The following is a 20,430-nucleotide window of genomic DNA, read 5'->3' as shown; positions in this document are numbered from 1 at the left end:
AAATTATAATACTCTATTTTCTTTTGTCTGCTGAGCCATGTGGATTAAGTTAGCTACATTCTGATTTAACTCTTTAAATCTACTATCATCTATTTCTCCAATTTTCCACCTGTAATAGATTTGCTGGAGAATGACGGCAAGCTTGTAAAACCCGAATGTTACGTAGTAGTTTATATGTGACAGATCTCGATTGCTCTTTTTTGCGTATGATTCCAAGAATTCTCTTCGACTGTAAAAACCAGGTTTATTCGTAACGATATTTATCCCCATATCAGGTCATCTGACTGGCCCCAATAAGCAACAGTGGATCCCAAGTCAGTTAATGGATCACCAATCGTTGAAAGCTCCCAATCCAGTACTCCCGTTGTTTTACTTGGATTTTCTGCATCCAGGACCATATTATTTAATTTAAAGTCATTGTGTACGATGGTAGTCTCAGAAGATGCAGGAAGATTTTCAATAAGCCACTTTTCTACTGTATTTACCGTTTTATTTTCCTCGGTTTTTGCCTGCTCGTACCGTTTGATCCATCCGTGCACCTGTCGTTCAAGGTAACCCTGGGGTTTGCCAAGCTCTGCCAGCCCCCCTGTTGATAATCAATGGATTGAAGCTCTGCCAACGTACCAATTACGTTTTCTGAAAGTAAGGCGCTAGTTTCTTTGTTGTCTTCATATTCGGGTGGAAGCTCCCCATCTACAACAATGCCCTCTTTCTTCTCCATGACATAGAAGTGTTTGTCCATGATAGCTGGATCCTCACAATAAAGGTAAGGTTCAGGAGCGTAAGGAAAAACGGGATGAACTTTACTAAGCACCTGTATTCTCTGCTCATATCATGGGCTTTGGGAGGGACATATCCAAACGGTGGACGACGAAGCACGCCTTCCCAATCCCCAAATTGAAGTAAGTACGTTAAATTCGAGTAGCCCTCTGAAAATTTCTTTACCTTCATTTTTCTATCTGGTAAATCGGGAATAGTAGATCGAAGATAACTTTCTACCTTTGACCAGTCTATCCTTTGTGTATCTGCACTACTGTGAGTCATAGATACCCTTCCCCCTGTCCTTGAATACTATTTTGTTCTTTATTGATAGTTGAAAAATCCTTCGCCTGTTTTTCTGCCAAGCTTTCCTGCTCTTACATATTTTTTCAGAAGAGGGGCTGGTCTGTACTTTGAATCATTTGTTTCAGTATACAAGGTTTCAATCACAAAAAGCATCGTATCTAATCCGATTAGGTCAGCCAGAGCTAAAGGTCCAATTGGATGACTTGCCCCTAACTTCAAACCATTATCAATGTCTTCAGCACTGGCTGTCCCTTCCCCAAGAACAAAAATAGCTTCATTAACCATTGGCGCGAGGACTCTGTTAACTGCAAACAAGGGAGCGTCTTCCACTGTTATCGCAGTTTTTCCAAATTCCTTAACTAGTTGATGTGCCGTATTAAATGTTTCTTCGGATGTCTGCTCGCCTTTCACGATTTCAACAAGTTTCATCACTGGAACCGGATTAAAGAAATGCATGCCGATCACCTTACCACTTCTTTCAACACTGCCAGCCATTTCTGTAATGCTTAATCCTGATGTATTCGAGGCAAAAATCGTTGAAGGCTTACAATGCTTATCCAGTGAGGTAAACAGTTCTTTTTTCGGTTCTATTTTTTCAATAATAGCCTCAAAAATAATATCAGCATCATATAAATCGTCTATATCAACTGATGGATGTATTCTTTCTTTGACCTCCTCTGCTCTGGCTTGATCTATCTTTTTCTTTTCTACATTATTTCTAAGTGTCTTCTCAATTCGATTCACTCCACGCGTTAATCCCTTTTCATCTATATCAAAAAGTGTTACCTCATATCCTGCTTCGGCAGCTACCTGTGCAATCCCGTTTCCCATGGTTCCTGCTCCGACTACTCCTGCTTTTTTCACGATAAATGGACTCCTTTCTCCTTGCTATTTTCCTGTGAATTCCGGCTTTCTTTTATTTAGGAATGCTTCGACTCCTTCTCTTTTATCCTCTGACACACATAGCTCGCCAAATAATTCTGTTTCAAGCTTCTGGCCTTCTTGCAGGCTTTTTTCTCCTCCCCTGTTTATCGCATGTTTTGCCTTCGACAGAGCCAGAGGGCTTTTTGCTGCGATCTTGTTTGCTATTACTAGAGCTTCATCCAGTGCTTTACCTCTTGAAGCTATATGTTCTATTAAGCCTAATCGAAGAGCCTCTTCCGCTGAAATAGGCTCCCCAGTATAGATCATTTCCTTTGTTTTTCCTGGACCTATAAGCCTCGTTAACCTTTGTGTCCCTCCGTATCCAGGAATAATCCCGAGGCCGGTTTCAGGGAGACCAAGCTTTGCCTTTTCATCTGCTATTCTCATGTCACATGCCATAGCAAGTTCCAGCCCGCCCCCAAGTGCTAACCCATTTACGGCACAAATGACTGGAAAACGTGCTTGCGCGATTTTGTCAAAAATATCTTTTCCTTTCTTTACAAGTTCTTTTCCAGTTGCTTCAGTAAGAGAAGGAAATTGTTTTATATCAGCCCCTGCAACAAAAGCCTTTTCTCCTTCACCATAAATTATTAATGCCCGTACCTCTTCAGAGCTTGCAACCTTATCGAAGGCTGTATCTAATTCATCTAAAAGGCTGTTTGTTAAAACATTTAATGGCGGGTTATCTATTTTTAACTTTACGATGTATTGTTCCCAGGCTAGACTAATTAAAGAATTTTCAGACATTTTTTCATCTTCTCCCTTATCCTTTTGGTTTTAAAACGGCTCGTGTTCAATAAGGTAGTTACTTTCTTACGACGTCCACCAAGGATAAAACGGTGGCATATCGGAGCTTACCTTCATGGAAAACACTGGTTTCCTTTTTTCCAGGAAGGAATTAACCCCTTCTTTTGCATCAGCACTTCTTCCCATCCAATAGATCATTTTTGATTCAAGCTCATGAGATTCTTCAGGATGGGGAGAACCCAGCATTCTCCACATTAACTGTCTTGATAATGCTACTGATACAGCAGATGTGCGCTCAGCAATTTCTTTTGCTTTTTCTATTGCTGCAGGTAACAACTCCTCAGGTGAAACGATTTCATTTACCAGACCTGACTCAAAAGCTTCCTCAGCCTTTATTATTTTGCCGGTGTACACCCACTCACTGGCTTTACTAATGCCAACGATTCTGGGAAGAAACCAACTGCTGCAGGATTCGGGAACGATGCCGCGGCTGGCAAAAACGAATCCCATCTTCGCACCAGTGGATGCTATACGAATATCCATTGGTAACGTCATCGTAATCCCCACACCTACAGCCGCCCCATTAATCGCCGCAATCACCGGCTTTTGCATGTGATATAGACGAAGGGCAAGAATGCCCCCTGTATCTTTGTATTCCTCAGGGTCAGTGGTTGTATCTTCAAAGGCTGTTTCTCCTTCTTCCAGATCAAAGCCTGCGCAAAAAGCTTGTCCTTCCCCTGTAACAACCAGAACTCGAACTCGGTCATCGTGATCTGCTTGATCCAACACAGCTAAAAACTCTTCAAGCATTTGTTCGGTAAATGTGTTTAATTTTTCAGGCCGATGAAAGGTAAGAACCATCACTCCATCCTCTACTTCTGTCCTTAAAGTGTTCATATACCAGCCCTTATCTCCACTTATTTTCCTTTAAACGCTGGAGGTCTCTTTTCCAAAAAAGCAGCAACCCCTTCTTTATGGTCCTCAGTTTTTAATAGTAAGGCCTGAGCTATGCTTTCCTGTGCCAGTGCTGAGTCAAATGAAAGATCACTTGCATGCTGAAGTAATTTCTTTTCATAAAGCTGGCTTAGTGGTGAGCCATCAATTAAGAATTCAGAAAATTCTTCTGTTGCCTGAATAATATCCCCATCCGTTATTCTGTTAATTAATCCCCACTGGAAAAGTACCTCAGCCGAGACAGCTTTGCCTGAAGCCGCCCATTCTTTAGCCAGGGGGAGCGGGAGACTGTCAGTTAACAGCTTTGTCAAACCCAAATCAGGAATAAGGCCAATGTTAGAAAAGCTGCTTGAAAATTTAGCAGAACGATCGGCTATGAGAAAATCAGAAGCTAACGCCAGGCTGAATCCTGCACCTGCTGCAAAACCATGAACTGCTGCTATCACGTACTTTTCCAATTCTCGTATGGTTTTGGTTAATGCAAAGGCTTTATTAATCCATGATGCAATGTCAGCACTGTCCATTAAGTCTTCCATGGTTCCTATATCCCCGCCAGCGGAAAAAGCCGGACCTTCGCCAGATATTATGATGACTTTCACCTCTGAATCACTTTCCATTTTCTTAAGAGCTTCTATCGTTTCAAGGATCACACTTGTTGAAAGAGCATTTCGTTTGTCAGGCCGGTTAAATGAAATATATCCTCTTTGCTTTTCCACCTTAACGTTAATAGCGTTTGACATCCTCTTCACTCCCTCTTTGCTTCTGTTCTTATTCAGGGGCAGTAATAACTAGTTTTCCGGAAGATTTCCGGTTACCGAGCACTTCAAGTGCTGAAACCACATCCGCAAAAGAATATTCTTTTGATACGAGTGGAGAGATATCTCCCTTTTCATATAGATCCATAAGTACGTCGTGTGCTTCTCTTACTTTTTCAGGCTTCTTTTTTCTAAATAAACCAAAGTGAACCCCAACAATTGAATAATTTTTAATGAGCGCATGGTTGATCGGGGCTTTCGGTATCGTGCCACTGGCAAATCCTATGGCAAGGATTCTCCCTTCAAAAGCAATACACTTACGTGACCGGTCAAACACTTCACCACCTACAGGATCAAAGATAACGTCTGCGCCGGCTCCATTTGTATACTCCTTTACTTTCTCCACAAAATCCTCATTACGGTAGTTAAGAGCATAATCAGCACCTAACTCCAGACAAATACTTACCTTTTCCTCACTTCCTGCAGTTGCTATGACGGTAGCACCTGCCGCCTTTCCTAACTGGATAGCAGCCGAGCCGACCCCTCCTGCACCTGCGTGAACAAGCAGGGTCTCCCCTGAACCCAGGTTCCCGCAGCGGTGTAATGCATAATATGCCGTTTGATAGGTGATAAACATGGATGCCGCCTGGTTATAAGAGAGGGAATCAGGGATTGGAAAGGCATCCTCTTCCCTGACCTTAACAAACTCTCTCCATCCCCCTTCTGGTAGTTGGGGAGTTGCCAATACCCGCTGCCCGGTTTTAAATGTCCTGCTATTTCCGGTATTTACAATTTCTCCAGATATTTCTGCTCCCGGGACAAAGGGAAGGGGAGGATTCTCTTGATACTTTCCCTGGCATTGTAATATATCAAAAAAGTTTAAAGCGGCTGCTTCCATTTTTATTACTACTTCCCCTTCCCCTGGTGTTGGTACCGCCGCTTCAGTTAACTTAAGAGCATCTTGAGGGTCACTATGCTGATAGACTTGCCATTCCTTCATCCTTATTCCTCCCCTGCTTTCACCTTCTTGGTTAATTTTTTTAACGTACGTTCATAACCATTTTTCAGGTCGGTAACAATCTCTTGAACTCCTTCGATCTTATTTATAGAACCCACGCCATGACCAGCAGACCAGATATCCTTCCACGCTTTTGCATCAGACAAATGATGAAGGTTCTTCCCTTGGCTGCTCTGTTGAAGTTCCGACATTTTTATTCCTTTGTTTTCAATGCTTGGAACCAGATAATTTGCGTTTACCCCGCTAAACACATCGGTATAAACAATGTCATCCATGGTAGAATCGATTAGCATTTGTTTATATTCAGACGGGGCGGAACTCTCAGAAGCTGCAATAAATTTAGTTCCAATGTACGACAAATCTGCTCCCATTGCTTCAGCAGCCACCAGGTCCTCCCCTTCGGAAATACTCCCTGCCAGAATGGTTATCCCATGGAAAAATTTTTTCACTTCCTTAATAAAAGCCATCGGATGATAGGTTCCAGCATGCCCTCCTGCCCCGTTACAGACAAGAATTAACCCATCTGTTCCTTTTTCAGCAGCTTTACGGGCATAAAATACATCGATAACATCAGTAAACACCAGGCCGCCATACTCATGGACAATGTCAATCACTGGCGCCGGATCACCCAAGGAAGTGATTACAATGGGGGGCTGAAACTCTCTTATTAATGTCAAGTCCTCGTCGTATCGTTTGTTCGCTTTTTTATTAGCGATAAAATTAACCGCCCACGGAGCAATTTCAGGCGCTGTTTCATTTTCTTTTTCCTTTTCCAATTCCGTTTTTATTTCACTCATCCACTGGGAAAAGATGCTTCCTGTCCTTGCATTCAACGCAGGGAAAGAGCCTATAATTCCGTTCTTACATCCTTCAATTACCATTTTGGGATTCGACACCAGAAACATAGGAGCCATGATAGCCGGTAGTTGCAAGTCATTTATAAAATCAGCTGAAATCTTGGTCATATTGTTCACCCTTTAGTCGTTTTTTCACGTAATTCCAATTTTCCGATATCTCTTAGATGAACCTGGTCTGGCCCATCGACAATTCGCAGTGTTCTGGCGTTGGCCCAATGTTCTGCAAGAGGGGTATCTTCTGTTACCCCGGCACCGCCAAACACTTGTACAGCTTTATCGATCACATCAATTGAAACACGAGGAGCAGCAATCTTGATCATGGCTATTTCTTTTCTCGCTGCTTTTGCTCCGTGAGTATCAATCTTATGAGCGGCATGCAATGTCAATAGACGGGCTTGTTCTATGCTTATTCTAGATTCTGCAATGACTTCTCTAATGACGTCTTTGTCAGCAATCTTTGTTCCAAAAGCCTCTCGATCATTCGCTCGATCGCACAGAAGATCAAGTGCTCGTTCTGCTGCTCCGATAGCTCTCATGCAATGATGTATCCTTCCAGGTCCTAAACGGGACTGAGCGATTTCAAACCCTCTTCCTTCTTCATAAAGTAAGTTCGAAGCTGGTACTCGGACGTTATTATAATGAATTTCTGCATGACCATGGGGAGCATGATCAAACCCGTATACAGGTAAATGACGTTTTACCTCCACTCCTTCGGCATCCAAAGGAACCAGGATCATAGATTGCTGTTCATGCTTTGCCGCTTGTGGATCGGTTTTTCCCATGACTATGGCGATCTTGCACCTCGGGTCCATTGCGCCTGATGACCACCATTTCCTTGCATTTATGACATACTCGTCGCCTTCTCTTCTTATGCTTCCTTGAATGTTTGTGGCATCAGAAGAAGCTACCTCAGGTTCAGTCATGGAAAAACAAGAGCGAATGTCTCCTCTTAACAAAGGAGTCAGCCACTTTTCCTTTTTGTTCCTCGGTGCCAAATTTCATTAATACTTCCATGTTTCCAGTGTCTGGCGCATTGCAGTTAAATACTTCTGGAGCAATTAACGATCTTCCCATTTCTTCACATAAATGAGCGTACTCGTAATTGGTTAACCCAGGTCCGTATTCAGTTTCATGGGTAAATAAATTCCATAACCCTTTGTCTTTTGCTTTTTCCTTTAACTCTTCAATAATTGGAGGTACGTGCCACCTATGATCCTTCTCATTTAATTGCTCCTCGTACACCTTTTCATTTGGATAGATTTCTTGTTCCATAAATTCAGTAAGTCTGCTCTTCAAGTTTTTTGTCTCTTCAGATAATTCTTTCAACAATGGAATCACTCCTTATTTTTAATTAAATCGTTGAGTTTTCTTTTGTTTTCAAGTTCTGTTTCAATATTTTTCCTGAAGCATTTCTTGGAAGCTCTTTTACCCATTCAATGTCTTCCGGCACCTTGAATTTTGCCAGTTGGCTGCGGCAATACTCTTGTATTGTTTCATTCTGAAGTTTATTGGGACCAGATGAAACTAAGAAAGCTTTAACCTTTTCTCCAAGAATCGAATCGGGAACCCCGATGACAGCTGCATCTAAAATATCTGGGTGGGCTTTCAAAACATCCTCCACTTCTATGGAGAATACTTTTTCTCCAGCCCGGTTAATCATGTCTTTTTTTCGATCTAAGATATAGATAAATCCATCATTATCCTTCATGCCGATATCTCCAGATTTCCAATACCCGTTTTCAAGGACGTGTCGTTTGCTTTTTGGTTTTGCCAATACTTCTCAATTACCATTGGTCCTTTGATTAATACCTCCCCTTCTTCCCCTGGTTTACATTCATTGTTCAATTGATCTATTATGAGAATTTCGGCTCCTGTTACTGGCAGACCTACAGAACTTGCTTTGGATAAAGGGTATTCCAGTGGCATAATCGTAGCAGGAGAGGATGTTTCCGTTGCTCCGTAAGCATTGTGAAAGCTGGCATTTGGAAACGCTTCTCGGAGCATTTCAAGCGTTTCTTTATAAATTGGTGATCCTCCATAAGCCACTTTCTTTACGAAGTCAAATGTATATTTATCAAATAAAGGGCTTGTTCTCATCATCATGAAAATTGACGGCACATTAAAAAGGAAGTCTACCTTATGCTTTTGAATCTCTTCAATATATTTTTCATTTTGATAATTGTTTAGAATAATAGACGTTCCTCCTGCATAAACCATGTGAAGCAATTGACCGATTAGTCCCGTCACATGAAAAAGTGGAACGGCTATTATTGTTTTCATGTTACTGTCGGTTTTCAATGTTTGGTGATAATTCATTAAATTGTGTATCACTCCTACATGGCTTAACACGGCTCCTTTTGGTCTTCCCGTTGTGCCAGAGGTATATATGAGAAATAATGGATCTTCTTCCTCTATGTTTGGAAATTGGTCTTGGAGGCAAACTTCGCTGTGGAATTAAATCTTCTACCGATTCAAATGAAAATACATCCATCTTTTCCAGTAGAGTAATTTCTGACTTTATTGTGGTGTGGTAATTCTTTTCCGTGATGAGGAGACTCGGGGAAGAGTCCTGCAAGATATATTCCATTTCCTTAGCTTTTAACTTTACATTAATAGGAACCATAATCGCACCTAGTTTAGCAGCGGCAAAGACAAGTAAAGGAAAAGCCAAGACATTTCCTGCAATCACACCAATGCGGTCTCCTTTTTTATTTGGTATTCATGATAGAGAATGGAGGCTAAAAGGAAGCTCTTTTCCTCCAATTCTTTATAAGATAAGCTATCTTCCTCAAGCCGTACCGCTTCTTTCTGTCCATACTCTGTGACGCTTTTATGAAGGATGTCATCCATAGAACGAGGACGATTGATATAAACCTCTATATTCTCTCGGTTAAATAACCTTTTAACCTCTGTGCTCATGTAGAAACCTCCTTGTTATCTAAATTAATTATCTTATCGCCAGCAAGGATAGGCAGAACAGGTACGCTTTCAAAATGATTGATTACTAGATCAACAGATTTTTTATAGCCAAATGAATTCAGCAATTCAGCCGTTTCACAAGAGTACAAGCCTGAAAATGACGTTGCTTTAGCCGTCTGAAATGATTCCTTTGCTAACTTTGCCCCATCCGATAAATGAAACTCCTTTGTCCTGGTTAAATGGTCAATGATGTGGCCGGCACCTATAAAATCCTCTAACGAAAATCGTCCGGCATTTCCAGAACAAATGATGACGATAGAAGAATGAACGGTCTTATTAAGAAGGTACTCAGCGACCAAATGACCATTAACAATAGAGGATGTAAGAATAGTTCCGGCCTGACCTGCTTTACCAATCGCTATTGTTCCATTTGTCGAACAAATCACTGCTTTCTTTGTCCTTGTACTCGGTTGTATAAGCACTGGGTCTGGATAATGGAACCCTTCAATTGGACGTCCCTTTGTTTCACCAAGAAGAAGACAGTCTCCTTGCTGTTGTTTGACTTTGAGTGCAGAGGAAGCGTCTTTTACCGCAAATACCGTGTCATACCCTTTGTTCATTAAAAAGGCAATGGTGGACGTAGCCAAAAATACATCAATTACCACAGCTGTGCAATTCGTTAATTTCTCTTCTCTCACTGCTTCTTTTTGAGGAATCACATGAATTTTTCTCATAACATCTTTCCTTTGCTATGCATAATGACTTGACTTCCAGATTCTTCAAGTAAGCATTTTTAAAAAATATTCTGAGTAGATTTGGGAAATTTCCTCTTTGCTCATTTTTCCATCCGGTGAATACCATTGCTGGATCCAATTCATAGCGCCAAGTATAATCATTCTCGCAAGCTTCTTCTCTTTCACAACAAAGTCTCCACTCTCGACCCCTTCTTCGATGAATTTATCGAAAATAGAAGCATACTTATCCCGTTTCTTTAAGATAGTAGAAATGTGTTCTTCTGAGAATGTCTGCTCGGGCTTTAAAATCATATTAAAGGTTTCTTTTTCATTTATAGCTGTTTCAATATGAAAAAAATATCGCTTTAATTATTTTTTGTTTAGGCGGAAGGTCTTCCTCGTATATCTCTTCTAACCTGTCCATAGCATCTGATAGAACTAAGTTATGACTTTGGAACAAAAGATCTTCTTTGCTTGGAAAATAGTAATAAAGAGCTCCTTTTGTCATTAGGAGTTCAGCAGCAATTTCATCCATTGTTGCTCCGTGGTAACCGCTTTTAGAAATAATCTTTAAAGCAGAACGTAAGATTTCCTCTTTTTTCTTGGCAGCCTTCTTTTCTCTTAATGTCATCTTTCTTCCTCCTCATGGTCAGTATCTGTATGATTTCAGAAGACTCCCATAATCTATTCCTCTTTTATTAAAAGAGATGATTTTTTTTCAGTGATATTCCGATAGAGGATAAACAGGTTCTCAATAAAGATCAAAAAGAATCCAATTGGAACTAAGAATAACAATGGATAGACGGGATACATTGCTCCACCTGCAGAAAACGCCATTCCCCTTTCCATCCTGTAAGGGCATAATTCAGGCTGAAGTAGACTACAAAGCTTAAAACAAAGATTTCAACAACTAGGAGCACGTATACAACAATGTGCTGTACTGAAGCTCTCGTTTTCGAAATTAACAGATTCATCCTCGGAAGCACACCAGAAGAATAAACATAGGCGAGCGCCGGGAAGACAGCCAGGGGCATAAAATAGTTTTGGACGATTTCAAACCCTCCCCTGACAGACCCGAATAATAAATTACGCCCAACCACATCGTAAACAATAAACATCATCATCCCCATGATACTTACAGCACTAATCCACAAACCGGCCAGCTTAATATAATTAAATATTTTATATGCTTTCCAGATGCCCTTTTCCTTCATGTTCCTTCCTCCTCTCTGTCATTTTCCTGTAATCAGTCCATGGAGCCTGGAAGCCAAAGAGCCAATTCCGGAAACGCAATCAGCAATCCGCCAACAATCACTGTAGCAACCAATGCGAATAACATGGTAAAACGAAAGATTGGTTCAGGAGGAATTTTACTAGCACCTGAAACAGCGTATACACTTAACCCGACTGGCGGTGTAATTAATCCTATCGTACAAATAACCGAGATAAACACACCGAACCAAAGAACATCGACTTGTATAGCCTGTATCACAGGCAGAATGACTGGTATAGACATGAGAATAACGGCAGCACCTTCGATAAACATAAACATGATGAACAAGACAATGGTTATAACAATTAAAACGAGAACCGGGTAATCCATGATTGGATCTAAGAATTCAATCAGCTTTCTAGGCAGTAAAGATAAAGAAACAAACCTTCAAATATTTGGGCACCAATTAAAATAAGCATGACCATTCCTGTAACTTTAATCGTTTCAGTTAAAGCTCGGTTAAAAAATCCGAGATTAACTTTACCGAGGAATAGTGCTGCAAGAAAAGCAGTAAATGCCCCGACTGCCCCAGCTTCCGTTGGAGTAAACAAGCCTGTGTAGATCCCTCCGAAAATAATAACAACGATTGAAATTCCTACTCCGTTAGCGATAATCAGCCTTAGTGGAGAAAGCTTTATATCTTCTGTTTGTGCCTCTTTGTGAACGATGTTTTTGGCTCTTTTTTTATAGCTGAGGTAACAAACCAGCATGACAAGTATGAACGAAATCATGACCAAGATGCTTGGAATGACGGCAGCCATAAACAAATCTCCGACTGGCGTTTCAGTAGCCACCCCATAAAGTATCAGTATTATACTTGGGGGAACTATTCCAGATAAGGAGCCGCCAGAAGCTGCGACAGCTGCAGCTAATTCAGGTTTATATCCATGCTTTTTCAATTCTGGAACGGCAACTTGTCCTAACGAGGCGGCTGTCGCTGTTCCGGAACCTGACACTGCACCAAGCAGACCTCCAATGATTATGGTCAGTGCTCCTAAAAGACTGTTTTTTCCTCTGGAGATTTTATGAATCATATAGAACATATCCTGAACTATACCTGACTGCAGAATAAACTGGGCCATCAGCACAAATAAAGGAATCGTGGTGAGAGTATAACTTGCTGCTCTATTAAATGGCTCATTGCCTAACAAGCCTGATAGTATTCCAAATCCTTCTAAAAAGATGAGGCCGATGATCCCGCTGGCGAATAGTATTGAATGTATATATAGGCCCGAAATCAGAAGGATTGCAAACATAGTTAAAATGATTAAGATAACCACATATTCCGGCATCGTTCGGCCTCCCTATGTATAAGTTTGAAGCACTGTGTGAACTCTTTAGGCGTAAGGTGTACCCTCCCGCTCCTCCTTTTTGTGAAGCGGGAATATACACTTCTCTTACTGTAAGCGATTGCAAAAAAAGTAGTTATTCAAGCTCCATAATCGCTTCTGGGACCTCTCCGCCTTCCTCTATTAAAATATCTCTCCACATGATAGCTAGTTCATTTCCAGGAAGTCCATTGGCTTCTAAAAGGTCAATATATTCATACCAAGTATCTTCAATCCCTTGAATAAAATGCTCCTGAACCTCTGGATCCAACTCATTAAAGTCTACAAATGATCCGCCTTCGTCTTCGTTATAAGCGATTGCTTCTTCAGCTCGTTCGAGCCATTCTTCAGCACCTGGAGTAAATATCTCGTCATGCGCCTGAGCCATCGCTTCTTGTACATTTTCAGGCATTTCATCCCAAGTAGCATCTGTCATTCCAATAAATGCATTAAAATGTCCGAAGTTCACTCCAGTTACGGTATAGGTAAATAAGTCTTGGAAACCGTATCCAGTCCAGTCCGCAATACTGTAGAAACTTCCTTCAAAAGCTCCGCGGCTTAAAGCATCGTACATCTCAACAGCCGGAATGGTTACACTATTAATTCCTGTTTTATCAGAGTATGTTTCGTGAATTCTAGATGGGGTGCGTAAAGAGGTTCCTTCGATGTCATTTACAGAATTAAATTCATGACCAGTAGTAGAAATGGAGTATTCTTGCGTTGTGGAAACAGGGAATACTTGAAAATCATCAAACTGCATTTCCCTGTAGGATTGCCCGTCAATTAATTCTTCATCACTTTCCATTAACTTTCTCCAGGCATTTGAGGCTATGATAGTATCTGAGTGGGTTAAAGGGAGCATGGTTACTTCTGCCATAGGGTACTGATCTGGTTCATAGATTGGCAAGACTAACGCAACGTCTACTGTGCCGCTATGCAAAGCTTCGGCTTCATCCGGGACTTCAACCAATTCGCCGCCAGTAAATGTGTCAAACGTTACTTGCCCATCTGTTAATTCTTCTACACGTTCCATCCATGGGACCATAGAAGCTTCCCACCAGGCATGCTGGAACTCAAACCAGTAGCTGCCCTTAAAGTTATTGGGTCCGAATTACCTGCCGCAGCTTCGTCATCTCCGTTTCCAGCAGTAGTTTCCGTATCACCTCCACAGGCTGTAACAACGAGTGACATAGCAACCAGCTGGTAAAGAAAAAACTTTTCTTCTTATACATTTCCCAATCCCTCCCGTATTTAAGTTGTATCTATAAGTTTTTTAAAGAACTGCCTAAACATTAAGAGGCTACCAAGCTTGATGTTCAAGACAAAGATTTTCCATATTAACAACCACCTCCCTATCTTTACAGCGGAATTTGTAAGGGCTTACATAAAAGGTAAGTATGATACTAAAATTATTATTCTCTTAATTTAAATTCATTCTATATGTTTAAAATTTAAATTTCAAGTATAATTTTAAATATTTAGAATATTTTTATAATAGACATTAGTTTTTACCTTTGTTGCTACTTTTTTACCAGCCATAAAAAGAAGCAGAAGAAAAATTCCTTCTGCTTCTTTTTATTACACCTATGTAACCCTCTGAATGAGTGAAAGTGTAACGTTGAGGCTCAACAAAACCAAATAGTAAAGGGGAGTATTTTATTCCTAACCTGGCATTATATCCGCCAAAAATGGGACAAGTTGTAGAGATAACCGACAGACTAAAAGCTCGTCCACCTTCTCTCTGTATAAATCAACAACCATTCGGTCAAGATGATAAAAACCGATCCTTGAGGAGGCAGAAATGATGAGTAAATCTGAATCATCGAAACAAATGGATGAAATGATTAAGCAAATGAAGGAAAGAAATGAAAAAGCAAGGGAAAAAGGGAATAAAGCGCTGGGAAAATAAGCTCTATGTAACGAGTTTTCGAGGTCGGAATCCGGAGACTAACATCCTACATACACCCATATAAAAAAGACGAAACCACCGGGGTTCGTCTTTTCTTCTAGTTTCCTGTCTTTTTTAACTCATTATTTTTCAATGCTTTAAGTGCTTTCTCTCGTGCTCTTTTATTTTCAAGCTTGCGTTTTTTCATATATTTGTCGGAGAGTTGTTTAGAATAAGGCTTTTCTTTTAGCGCTTCTCCCATCGTTACTCCTCTCCTTTCTTAGGGGCTTGGCTATTTTCTGAGAACTTGTTTAATAGCTCGCAGCAAATCCATAGAATCTCTTGGATAATCGTTACATTTAGTTTACCAGTTTCATCCTTAATGTTCAACTTGTCCCGGTTTGAACGATCAAGGTGCAAGGAAAGCACCCATTGCGACCCATCCTGCAGCGTACGTGTCCAGGAAATAAAGTCTTCTTCAATATAGGGGTTTGATTGGCTCCTGGTGGTAGATCGTATGTATTTGTTATTCCCATCATTTATCGGGATAAAACGATCCACCTCTGCAATATTGATTCCATAGCCGCCTACAAAGAAAAGGCCAGCGTCTTCTATTCTATAAATAGTATAACTAGAACCAAAGTTAATATGATCGAGGTTAAACTGATCATTGACTAATAAATTTAACTTCCCTTTTAACTGGTACAATATATCAATCATAAAGTCTGCTTTTTCTTTAAAGAACACAGCTGAGTTTTCAGAGTGATCGAGTTCAATAAGCAGTGTTTCGATGGCTTCATCTTTTACTTTTATTGAGTCATTTTTTTCTTCAATCCACTCATTCTTCTTCCTTATTTCTTCTCTCAGCTTTCCGATATCCTGTTCTAATTCCTGCTCTAATTGTTCTTTCAAGATATAAAGGAAATCTTTTTCTCTTGCCATAGGGATAAGGGATCTATATTCCTTTTTCTTTCTTTTTTCATATACTTCAAGGTGGAACATGTCACTGTCTACACTGCTCATTTCATGTAAAACAAGGTTTCTCAAAAGAGCTCCTGCCAATACTATGGCTATGAGGATCAGGACGAGCATAGAACTTAGGGGAAGCTCAATTATGGGTTGGAAGGCATTCGTGGCAGCTGCAGCAAGCCACCCAGGCACAACGATTACCAGAATCCCGGCTAATCCTCTAAGGGAGAGGAAGTCATCTACTCTTCTCCATAAGTAACGAAGAGAATTGAATAAGATAAGTTTAGAGGAGACTGTTTGTTGCTCCTTGGATGATTCATAAAGTGCATTTACTAGCTCATTTAGTTCATTAGACAGGATGCTTAGTTTATATTTAAGCTTTGGATTCATCACAGCCCCCTTTCCTCTTCCACTTTTTTCTATTATACATGATAATGGGAAAGAATGAGAATGGGTGTTCTGTATTTTCCGTTGAGATTGTGTTGGTTCTATTAAAATATCCCCACCCGTTAGATGTTGTCTAACAAGTAGGGTACAGTCACATCATTCATTCCTGCTCTTACTAGTTTCTCTTAAACTTACTTCCTTTCCCCTTTGCACGCACCTTTTCCATCTTATTTCGGATGCGTTCACTCATCTGTTGAGCGTGCTCTCTGTCAAAAGAGAGTTTGGTTACCTTATCTTCTTCTATTGTCAAAACAAACCAGTCGCCAGTCGAACTGCCTTGTGGCAGCTCTTCTTTATTGATCACATACTCTTTTCCTATATCTTCTGCTAAAATAACAGCATACTTATCATCTACAATTCGATCAAGTACTCCTTTTGTCTCCATCCTTACCCTCCTACACAGGCCAGCCCTTCCGCCTTAATTTCATTGATTCTTGCAGGACCAATCCCGCTTATCCTGGTCATCTCTTCTACAGAACTAAACGGGCGGTGGCTCTCCAATTCCTTTGCCCGATCCGGACCGATTTGATGAATCTCCTGCAGCTCTTCAAAGGATGCTGAGTTTATATCAATACATTCATTTATATCTGTTTCTTCTTGCACAGATTGATCTTCCACTTCCTCTTCTGATTGGGAAAGGGTGTCATTCGAAGATTCTTCAGTAAGGTTGGATTCACCTCTGTCATCATCGCTTGTATCACTGTCAGATGTTGATGATGGCGATATGGTCCCATCCTGGTTGCTAGCTATATCATAGCTTTCTCCATCAGTTGTTACAATGATCGTTCCATCGATATCTGTCCCGTAAATTTCTACATTTCTATCCGCTAAGCGTTGAATGACGGAATCGTGTGGATGTCCGTATTGGTTATCTTCTCCTGCCGAATAAATAGCAGTCTCGGGGCTTACTTCATCTAAAAAAGGGGCAGTGGTTGAAGTATCGGAACCGTGATGACCTAATTGAAGAATGTCAGCCTCTAATTCATGGCCTCGCTCAATCATCGCCTTTTCTGTTTCTTTTTCTGCATCTCCTGTCATTAGCAGCGAAAAGGAATCACCATAAAGAAAGCGAGCAGATAAAGATCCGTGGTGAAGGTCTCCATTAATACTGTCTGGATTAACCATTTCCAGTGTCAGCGGACCTATATCATAAATTTCACCAGCTCTTGGTTCCTCATAAGAAACGTCACTGTCATCAACTGCATCCATGACCCGTTCAAATGTTTGTGAATCATGGGTATCTCCAGACATCCATACTTCGTCTACTTCAAACTCTTCAATAATAGTGTCAGCCTGGCCAATGTGATCAGCGTGGGGATGACTTAGCATCATAACATCAAGGGTTTCAATATCGTGTGTATGTAAATAATGTACTACGTTATTTTGGTTCCAGTTCCCGGCATCAAAAAGAAGGTTGTATTCTTCCCCTTCATGGCTGTATTCAAAAAGTGTCGCATCTGCTTGCCCTGCATCAATAAAGTGTATTGCCAGCTCTTCTAATTCCTCAGAAGCTTCGGAAGCACCAGATGAATTTCCATTCACCTCTTTCGTTTCTCGTTCTGTTTCTTCGTATTGGTCTCCTTCATGTGCAGGGTCTTCCGGGCTTTCTTCTTTTTCCTTTTCGTGTTCTTCTTGCTCATTTCCTGGGCTCTCTTCCCCTGTTTCTTCACTCGCAGTCTTTTCGGCTGGTTGATCATCTATTGTGCTTGCCCGCACCCAGCTGTAACCATAATAGAAAACGCACCCACATAAAGTAATAGTTTAATTTTCATCTGTCTGTTCTCCTTCCTTTTTATTAGAAGCTTAAAGAGGACGGAGTAAACATAGATTCTACCTAACTAAGGTCTTCTCCCTCACCATTCTCTAGTAAACTAGCTGTATACAGAACCCACTGTTGTTTCCTCAATCAGTGAATAATTTGCCATGAGTTTGTTACTCCCCAGCACATACCGTGGATTTACTCCGGTTTCACTATGTATTTGCTGAGCTATATCTTTAACATCTTCTGTTAACCGCTCTGGAATCCATTCATCAGGATTCTGCCAATTCACTGTTTCCTAGGGTGTACCGGTTAAATTTCATATGGTTTGATTCATTAATTTGTATTGTCTAATGCTCTTGTTATGAAGAAAATGAAGTAGTGTTTTAACCTCCCAGTATGGTCGAAAACCAGGTGTACGGTTCTATTCATAAAACTGAACGTTTCTATTATAAAATAAAATAATAGTTTTATGGTTTGTTCAGTCACAACATTTTTCTCTCGTCAGAAAGCGGCAACGTAAATTATATTTTCATCATGAAAAATCTAGAGTTAAAAGACGATGAAGAAAAAACACAGAAGATCCCTTGGAGTCTCTGTGTTTTTACGTTTCGATTATTATTTCTCCTTCTTTAAAAGTGGTCGGGTCTGAAGATATAAGTCCAGATCTTTACTCGCTCCCGTTACAATATTCTCGGTTAGAATTTTTATTATGACCAAATGCACTGGGGGTATTCTTAAAGGCAGATCACACGATTACAATTAATACTCCCCTCCATAGTTGCCAGTATTTCTTTTACGTTTCATATAATTTTGTATATAAAAAGGATAATCGGCCCTCATATGGACGAATTATCCTATATTTATTCACTTACTTTCACCCTAGCAGGTCTTTTCCCTGCCTGGAAAAACTCCCTATACTTCTATTTGATATTTTTTCAGTCGACGATATAACGTACTTCGAGAGACCCCCAGTACTTTCGCTGCTTCACTCATATTATGACGGGAAGCTTTAATAGCTTCAATTATTTGATGCTTTTCCCCTCTTTCTGGTGCCACATCGTTTCTTTGCTCAATCCATGCATCATCCTCTTGCGAAAATGGTTGATGACTTTCCTCTCTAATTTCATCGGGGAAATCGCTTTCATAAATTTCATATCCTTTTGCATATAAAGAAGCATACTCGATGGCATTTTTCAGCTCCCGTACATTTCCTGGCCAATTATACTGCAGGAGTGCGTATAATGCCTGTTGATTGACTGATAAGCTGCTTCCTTTCTCTTTTAAAAAGAATTGTACAAGATGAGGGATGTCAGACTTCCGATCACGAATAGAGGGAACTGTTAAGCGGGCGACGTTAAGTCGATAAAAAAGATCAGCTCGGAACCTTCCCTTGTATATCTGTTCCTTTATATTCAGGTTGCTTGCTGCAATGATACGGACATTAATTGATCTACGTGAATGTTCTCCTATACGCGTTACCTCTTGCTCTTGCAATACACGCAGGAGCATGGCTTGTATAGATAAGGGCATTTCGCTTATTTCATCAAGAAATAGAGTTCCCCCGTCGCAGCTTCGAATAACCCTCTCTTCCCCCCTTTTAAAGCCCCTGTAAAGGCTCCAGACGTATAACCAAAGAGTTCACTCGCTGCCAAATCAGGGTGAAGGGTGGCACAGTTTATAGCAACAAAAGGCTCTTCTTTCCGGCTGCTTTCATCATGAATTGCCTGTGCCAGTAACTCCTTCCCTGTTCCGCTTTCCCCAGTAATGAGTACAGGAACGTTATGAGTCGAAACCACTCTGGCATTCTCTATTACTGTACGCCACTTTTCACTCTCGCCAATCAAACGATCAAAGGCGGAGGGTGCTGATTGATTTCCTCTTCTTCTATATTTGCTTTGTTCTCGTGGGAGGTGAATAATGACTCCTGCTGTTCTTCCGTTCCTTTTCACCGGGAGGATGCGCCCGTCAACAAAACTATCCTTCCCTGCTTGTATCCTTCCTTCAAAGACTTTATTATCAACATTTTCTATATCCAGAAATGTAACAACACCATCTTCCATAGGTGAGGCATAATCATTTCTGTCTATCACATACTTTGACCTGTCGACAACAATTACTATATCTTCTTTCACACCTTGAATATACGTCTTGAAAGCTTCTTTCAGCTTTTGATTATCCTGAAGGATTTCAGCATGCCAAGCCGATTCTAAAGATTGTACAAGGACAGAAGTTAAACCTAGAGCATTTTCCGGAAAAGTATTGTTCATAGACGTTAAATCCAATACTGCTTCTGTCGTTTTATAGACTGGATGGCGGACAGGAACAGCAGCACATGAGAATGGATGCCAGGTCTCACAGAAGTGTTGGGAAGCTCTTATGACAACTTCTCTATCAGCAGCGAGAGCTGTCCCTATTGCATTTGTTCCTACAGCTGATTCATTCCAAAGTCCTCCGTTATAAAAATGAACTTCTTTAAGAGTTTCTTTTAAATCCCCTTTTACAAATGAAGAGATAATTTGCCCTTCCCTGTCTGCAAGATTCAAAGAGAAATCATTTAGATTGAAATATTTTTCTATTTTTTCGTGAAACTGGCTGAAAATATAATAAAGAAGGTGATGAGACGTATAGCTTTTTATTTCTTTACTGGTAAGTACCTGCGGAGCTTTCATTACGTCTGTTCGTATACCGGCCCGTATGCTCCGCTGCCATGATTTCACGATATATTCTGGAAGGTCTTTGCTTATTTGGTTTTTTACTAGAAAATCTTCCCATACTTTTGGATTCATTTTT

At 40.6% G+C, this 20,430-nt stretch carries 23 protein-coding genes and 4 pseudogenes; all 27 read right to left on the bottom strand.

Annotation, left to right across the window (positions count from 1 at the left end):
* Nucleotides 1–3: 3 nt before the first annotated feature.
* The gene (locus JCM19033_RS25355; protein WP_269758060.1) at nucleotides 4–270 is read right to left on the bottom strand and encodes a hypothetical protein; all 267 of its coding nucleotides are present in this window, start codon (nucleotides 268–270) and stop codon (nucleotides 4–6) included.
* Nucleotides 261–814, bottom strand: a pseudogene (locus tag JCM19033_RS28050) (phosphotransferase family protein). The gene JCM19033_RS25355 and the pseudogene JCM19033_RS28050 overlap by 10 nt, the downstream one beginning before the upstream one ends.
* A 269-nt stretch (nucleotides 815–1,083) precedes the next feature.
* Nucleotides 1,084–1,929 (bottom strand): 3-hydroxyacyl-CoA dehydrogenase NAD-binding domain-containing protein, encoded by an 846-nt coding sequence (locus JCM19033_RS07710; RefSeq protein ID WP_054635887.1) that lies wholly within the window; start codon nucleotides 1,927–1,929, stop codon nucleotides 1,084–1,086.
* 24 nt (nucleotides 1,930–1,953) lie between these two features.
* Nucleotides 1,954–2,736: an enoyl-CoA hydratase-related protein gene (locus JCM19033_RS07705; protein WP_054635886.1), complete on the bottom strand. Its 783-nt coding sequence runs from the start codon at nucleotides 2,734–2,736 to the stop codon at nucleotides 1,954–1,956.
* 66 nt (nucleotides 2,737–2,802) lie between these two features.
* Nucleotides 2,803–3,633 carry a crotonase/enoyl-CoA hydratase family protein gene (locus JCM19033_RS07700; protein WP_054635885.1) on the bottom strand — a complete coding sequence of 277 codons (831 nt, stop codon included), beginning with the start codon at nucleotides 3,631–3,633 and terminating at the stop codon, nucleotides 2,803–2,805.
* A gap of 20 nt (nucleotides 3,634–3,653) precedes the next feature.
* Nucleotides 3,654–4,430, bottom strand: coding sequence for an enoyl-CoA hydratase/isomerase family protein (locus JCM19033_RS07695; RefSeq protein WP_054635884.1), 777 nt, complete (start codon nucleotides 4,428–4,430; stop codon nucleotides 3,654–3,656).
* A gap of 28 nt (nucleotides 4,431–4,458) precedes the next feature.
* Entirely contained in the window at nucleotides 4,459–5,445 is a 987-nt protein-coding gene (locus tag JCM19033_RS07690; protein ID WP_054635883.1) for an NADPH:quinone oxidoreductase family protein, read from the bottom strand.
* Nucleotides 5,446–5,447: 2 nt separating this feature from the next.
* Nucleotides 5,448–6,428, bottom strand: coding sequence for a nitronate monooxygenase family protein (locus JCM19033_RS07685; RefSeq protein ID WP_054635882.1), 981 nt, complete (start codon nucleotides 6,426–6,428; stop codon nucleotides 5,448–5,450).
* Between the two features lie 5 nt (nucleotides 6,429–6,433).
* Nucleotides 6,434–7,592 (bottom strand): annotated as a pseudogene (locus JCM19033_RS07680) (acyl-CoA dehydrogenase family protein).
* Nucleotides 7,593–7,671: 79 nt separating this feature from the next.
* Nucleotides 7,672–8,028 (bottom strand): class I adenylate-forming enzyme family protein, encoded by a 357-nt coding sequence (locus JCM19033_RS07675; protein ID WP_054635881.1) that lies wholly within the window; start codon nucleotides 8,026–8,028, stop codon nucleotides 7,672–7,674.
* Nucleotides 8,025–8,708 carry a fatty acid--CoA ligase family protein gene (locus JCM19033_RS07670; RefSeq protein WP_083465329.1) on the bottom strand — a complete coding sequence of 228 codons (684 nt, stop codon included), beginning with the start codon at nucleotides 8,706–8,708 and terminating at the stop codon, nucleotides 8,025–8,027. Before JCM19033_RS07670 ends, JCM19033_RS07675 begins: the two co-directional genes overlap by 4 nt.
* On the bottom strand, nucleotides 8,602–8,991 hold the full coding sequence (locus tag JCM19033_RS07665; RefSeq protein ID WP_198153443.1) for an AMP-binding protein: 390 nt from the start codon (nucleotides 8,989–8,991) through the stop codon (nucleotides 8,602–8,604). Before JCM19033_RS07665 ends, JCM19033_RS07670 begins: the two co-directional genes overlap by 107 nt.
* 14 nt (nucleotides 8,992–9,005) lie before the next feature.
* Complete coding sequence (locus JCM19033_RS07660; RefSeq protein WP_054635878.1) at nucleotides 9,006–9,239, bottom strand: hypothetical protein; 234 nt, start codon at nucleotides 9,237–9,239, stop codon at nucleotides 9,006–9,008.
* Entirely contained in the window at nucleotides 9,236–9,973 is a 738-nt protein-coding gene (locus tag JCM19033_RS07655; protein WP_054635877.1) for a 2-phosphosulfolactate phosphatase, read from the bottom strand. The genes JCM19033_RS07660 and JCM19033_RS07655 overlap by 4 nt, the downstream gene beginning before the upstream one ends.
* Before the next feature lie 45 nt (nucleotides 9,974–10,018).
* Entirely contained in the window at nucleotides 10,019–10,285 is a 267-nt protein-coding gene (locus JCM19033_RS25340) for a TetR family transcriptional regulator C-terminal domain-containing protein (protein WP_269758057.1), read from the bottom strand.
* A gap of 31 nt (nucleotides 10,286–10,316) precedes the next feature.
* A complete protein-coding gene (locus JCM19033_RS25335; RefSeq protein WP_269758056.1) occupies nucleotides 10,317–10,604 on the bottom strand; it encodes a TetR/AcrR family transcriptional regulator in 288 nt (95 codons plus the stop codon).
* 151 nt (nucleotides 10,605–10,755) lie between these two features.
* A complete protein-coding gene (locus JCM19033_RS07645; RefSeq protein WP_054635876.1) occupies nucleotides 10,756–11,187 on the bottom strand; it encodes a TRAP transporter small permease in 432 nt (143 codons plus the stop codon).
* A gap of 32 nt (nucleotides 11,188–11,219) precedes the next feature.
* Nucleotides 11,220–12,502, bottom strand: a pseudogene (locus JCM19033_RS07640) (TRAP transporter large permease).
* Between the two features lie 169 nt (nucleotides 12,503–12,671).
* A complete protein-coding gene (gene dctP / locus JCM19033_RS07635) occupies nucleotides 12,672–13,619 on the bottom strand; it encodes a TRAP transporter substrate-binding protein DctP (protein WP_269758055.1) in 948 nt (315 codons plus the stop codon).
* Entirely contained in the window at nucleotides 13,595–13,765 is a 171-nt protein-coding gene (locus JCM19033_RS25330) for a hypothetical protein (protein WP_269758054.1), read from the bottom strand. Before JCM19033_RS25330 ends, dctP begins: the two co-directional genes overlap by 25 nt.
* An 815-nt stretch (nucleotides 13,766–14,580) precedes the next feature.
* Entirely contained in the window at nucleotides 14,581–14,724 is a 144-nt protein-coding gene (locus tag JCM19033_RS24165) for a hypothetical protein (RefSeq protein ID WP_198153442.1), read from the bottom strand.
* A 2-nt stretch (nucleotides 14,725–14,726) separates the two neighbouring features.
* The gene (locus JCM19033_RS07630; protein ID WP_054635875.1) at nucleotides 14,727–15,821 is read right to left on the bottom strand and encodes a hypothetical protein; all 1,095 of its coding nucleotides are present in this window, start codon (nucleotides 15,819–15,821) and stop codon (nucleotides 14,727–14,729) included.
* Nucleotides 15,822–15,993: 172 nt separating this feature from the next.
* Nucleotides 15,994–16,263 (bottom strand): DUF3006 domain-containing protein, encoded by a 270-nt coding sequence (locus tag JCM19033_RS07625; protein ID WP_054635874.1) that lies wholly within the window; start codon nucleotides 16,261–16,263, stop codon nucleotides 15,994–15,996.
* A gap of 2 nt (nucleotides 16,264–16,265) precedes the next feature.
* A complete protein-coding gene (locus JCM19033_RS07620) occupies nucleotides 16,266–17,594 on the bottom strand; it encodes an MBL fold metallo-hydrolase (RefSeq protein WP_269758053.1) in 1,329 nt (442 codons plus the stop codon).
* Nucleotides 17,595–17,749: 155 nt separating this feature from the next.
* Nucleotides 17,750–17,929 carry a hypothetical protein gene (locus JCM19033_RS07615; protein WP_054635873.1) on the bottom strand — a complete coding sequence of 60 codons (180 nt, stop codon included), beginning with the start codon at nucleotides 17,927–17,929 and terminating at the stop codon, nucleotides 17,750–17,752.
* 623 nt (nucleotides 17,930–18,552) lie between these two features.
* Nucleotides 18,553–18,696 (bottom strand): helix-turn-helix domain-containing protein, encoded by a 144-nt coding sequence (locus JCM19033_RS25325; RefSeq protein ID WP_269758066.1) that lies wholly within the window; start codon nucleotides 18,694–18,696, stop codon nucleotides 18,553–18,555.
* A 333-nt stretch (nucleotides 18,697–19,029) separates the two neighbouring features.
* Nucleotides 19,030–20,309: pseudogene (locus JCM19033_RS28045) on the bottom strand (sigma-54-dependent Fis family transcriptional regulator); the annotation flags it as partial.
* Nucleotides 20,310–20,430: the final 121 nt, after the last annotated feature.

This window comes from Thalassobacillus sp. C254, from assembly GCF_001310615.1.
The sequence above is the reverse complement of the archived record's forward strand: the minus strand, read 5'-3'. Positions and strand labels throughout refer to the sequence as shown.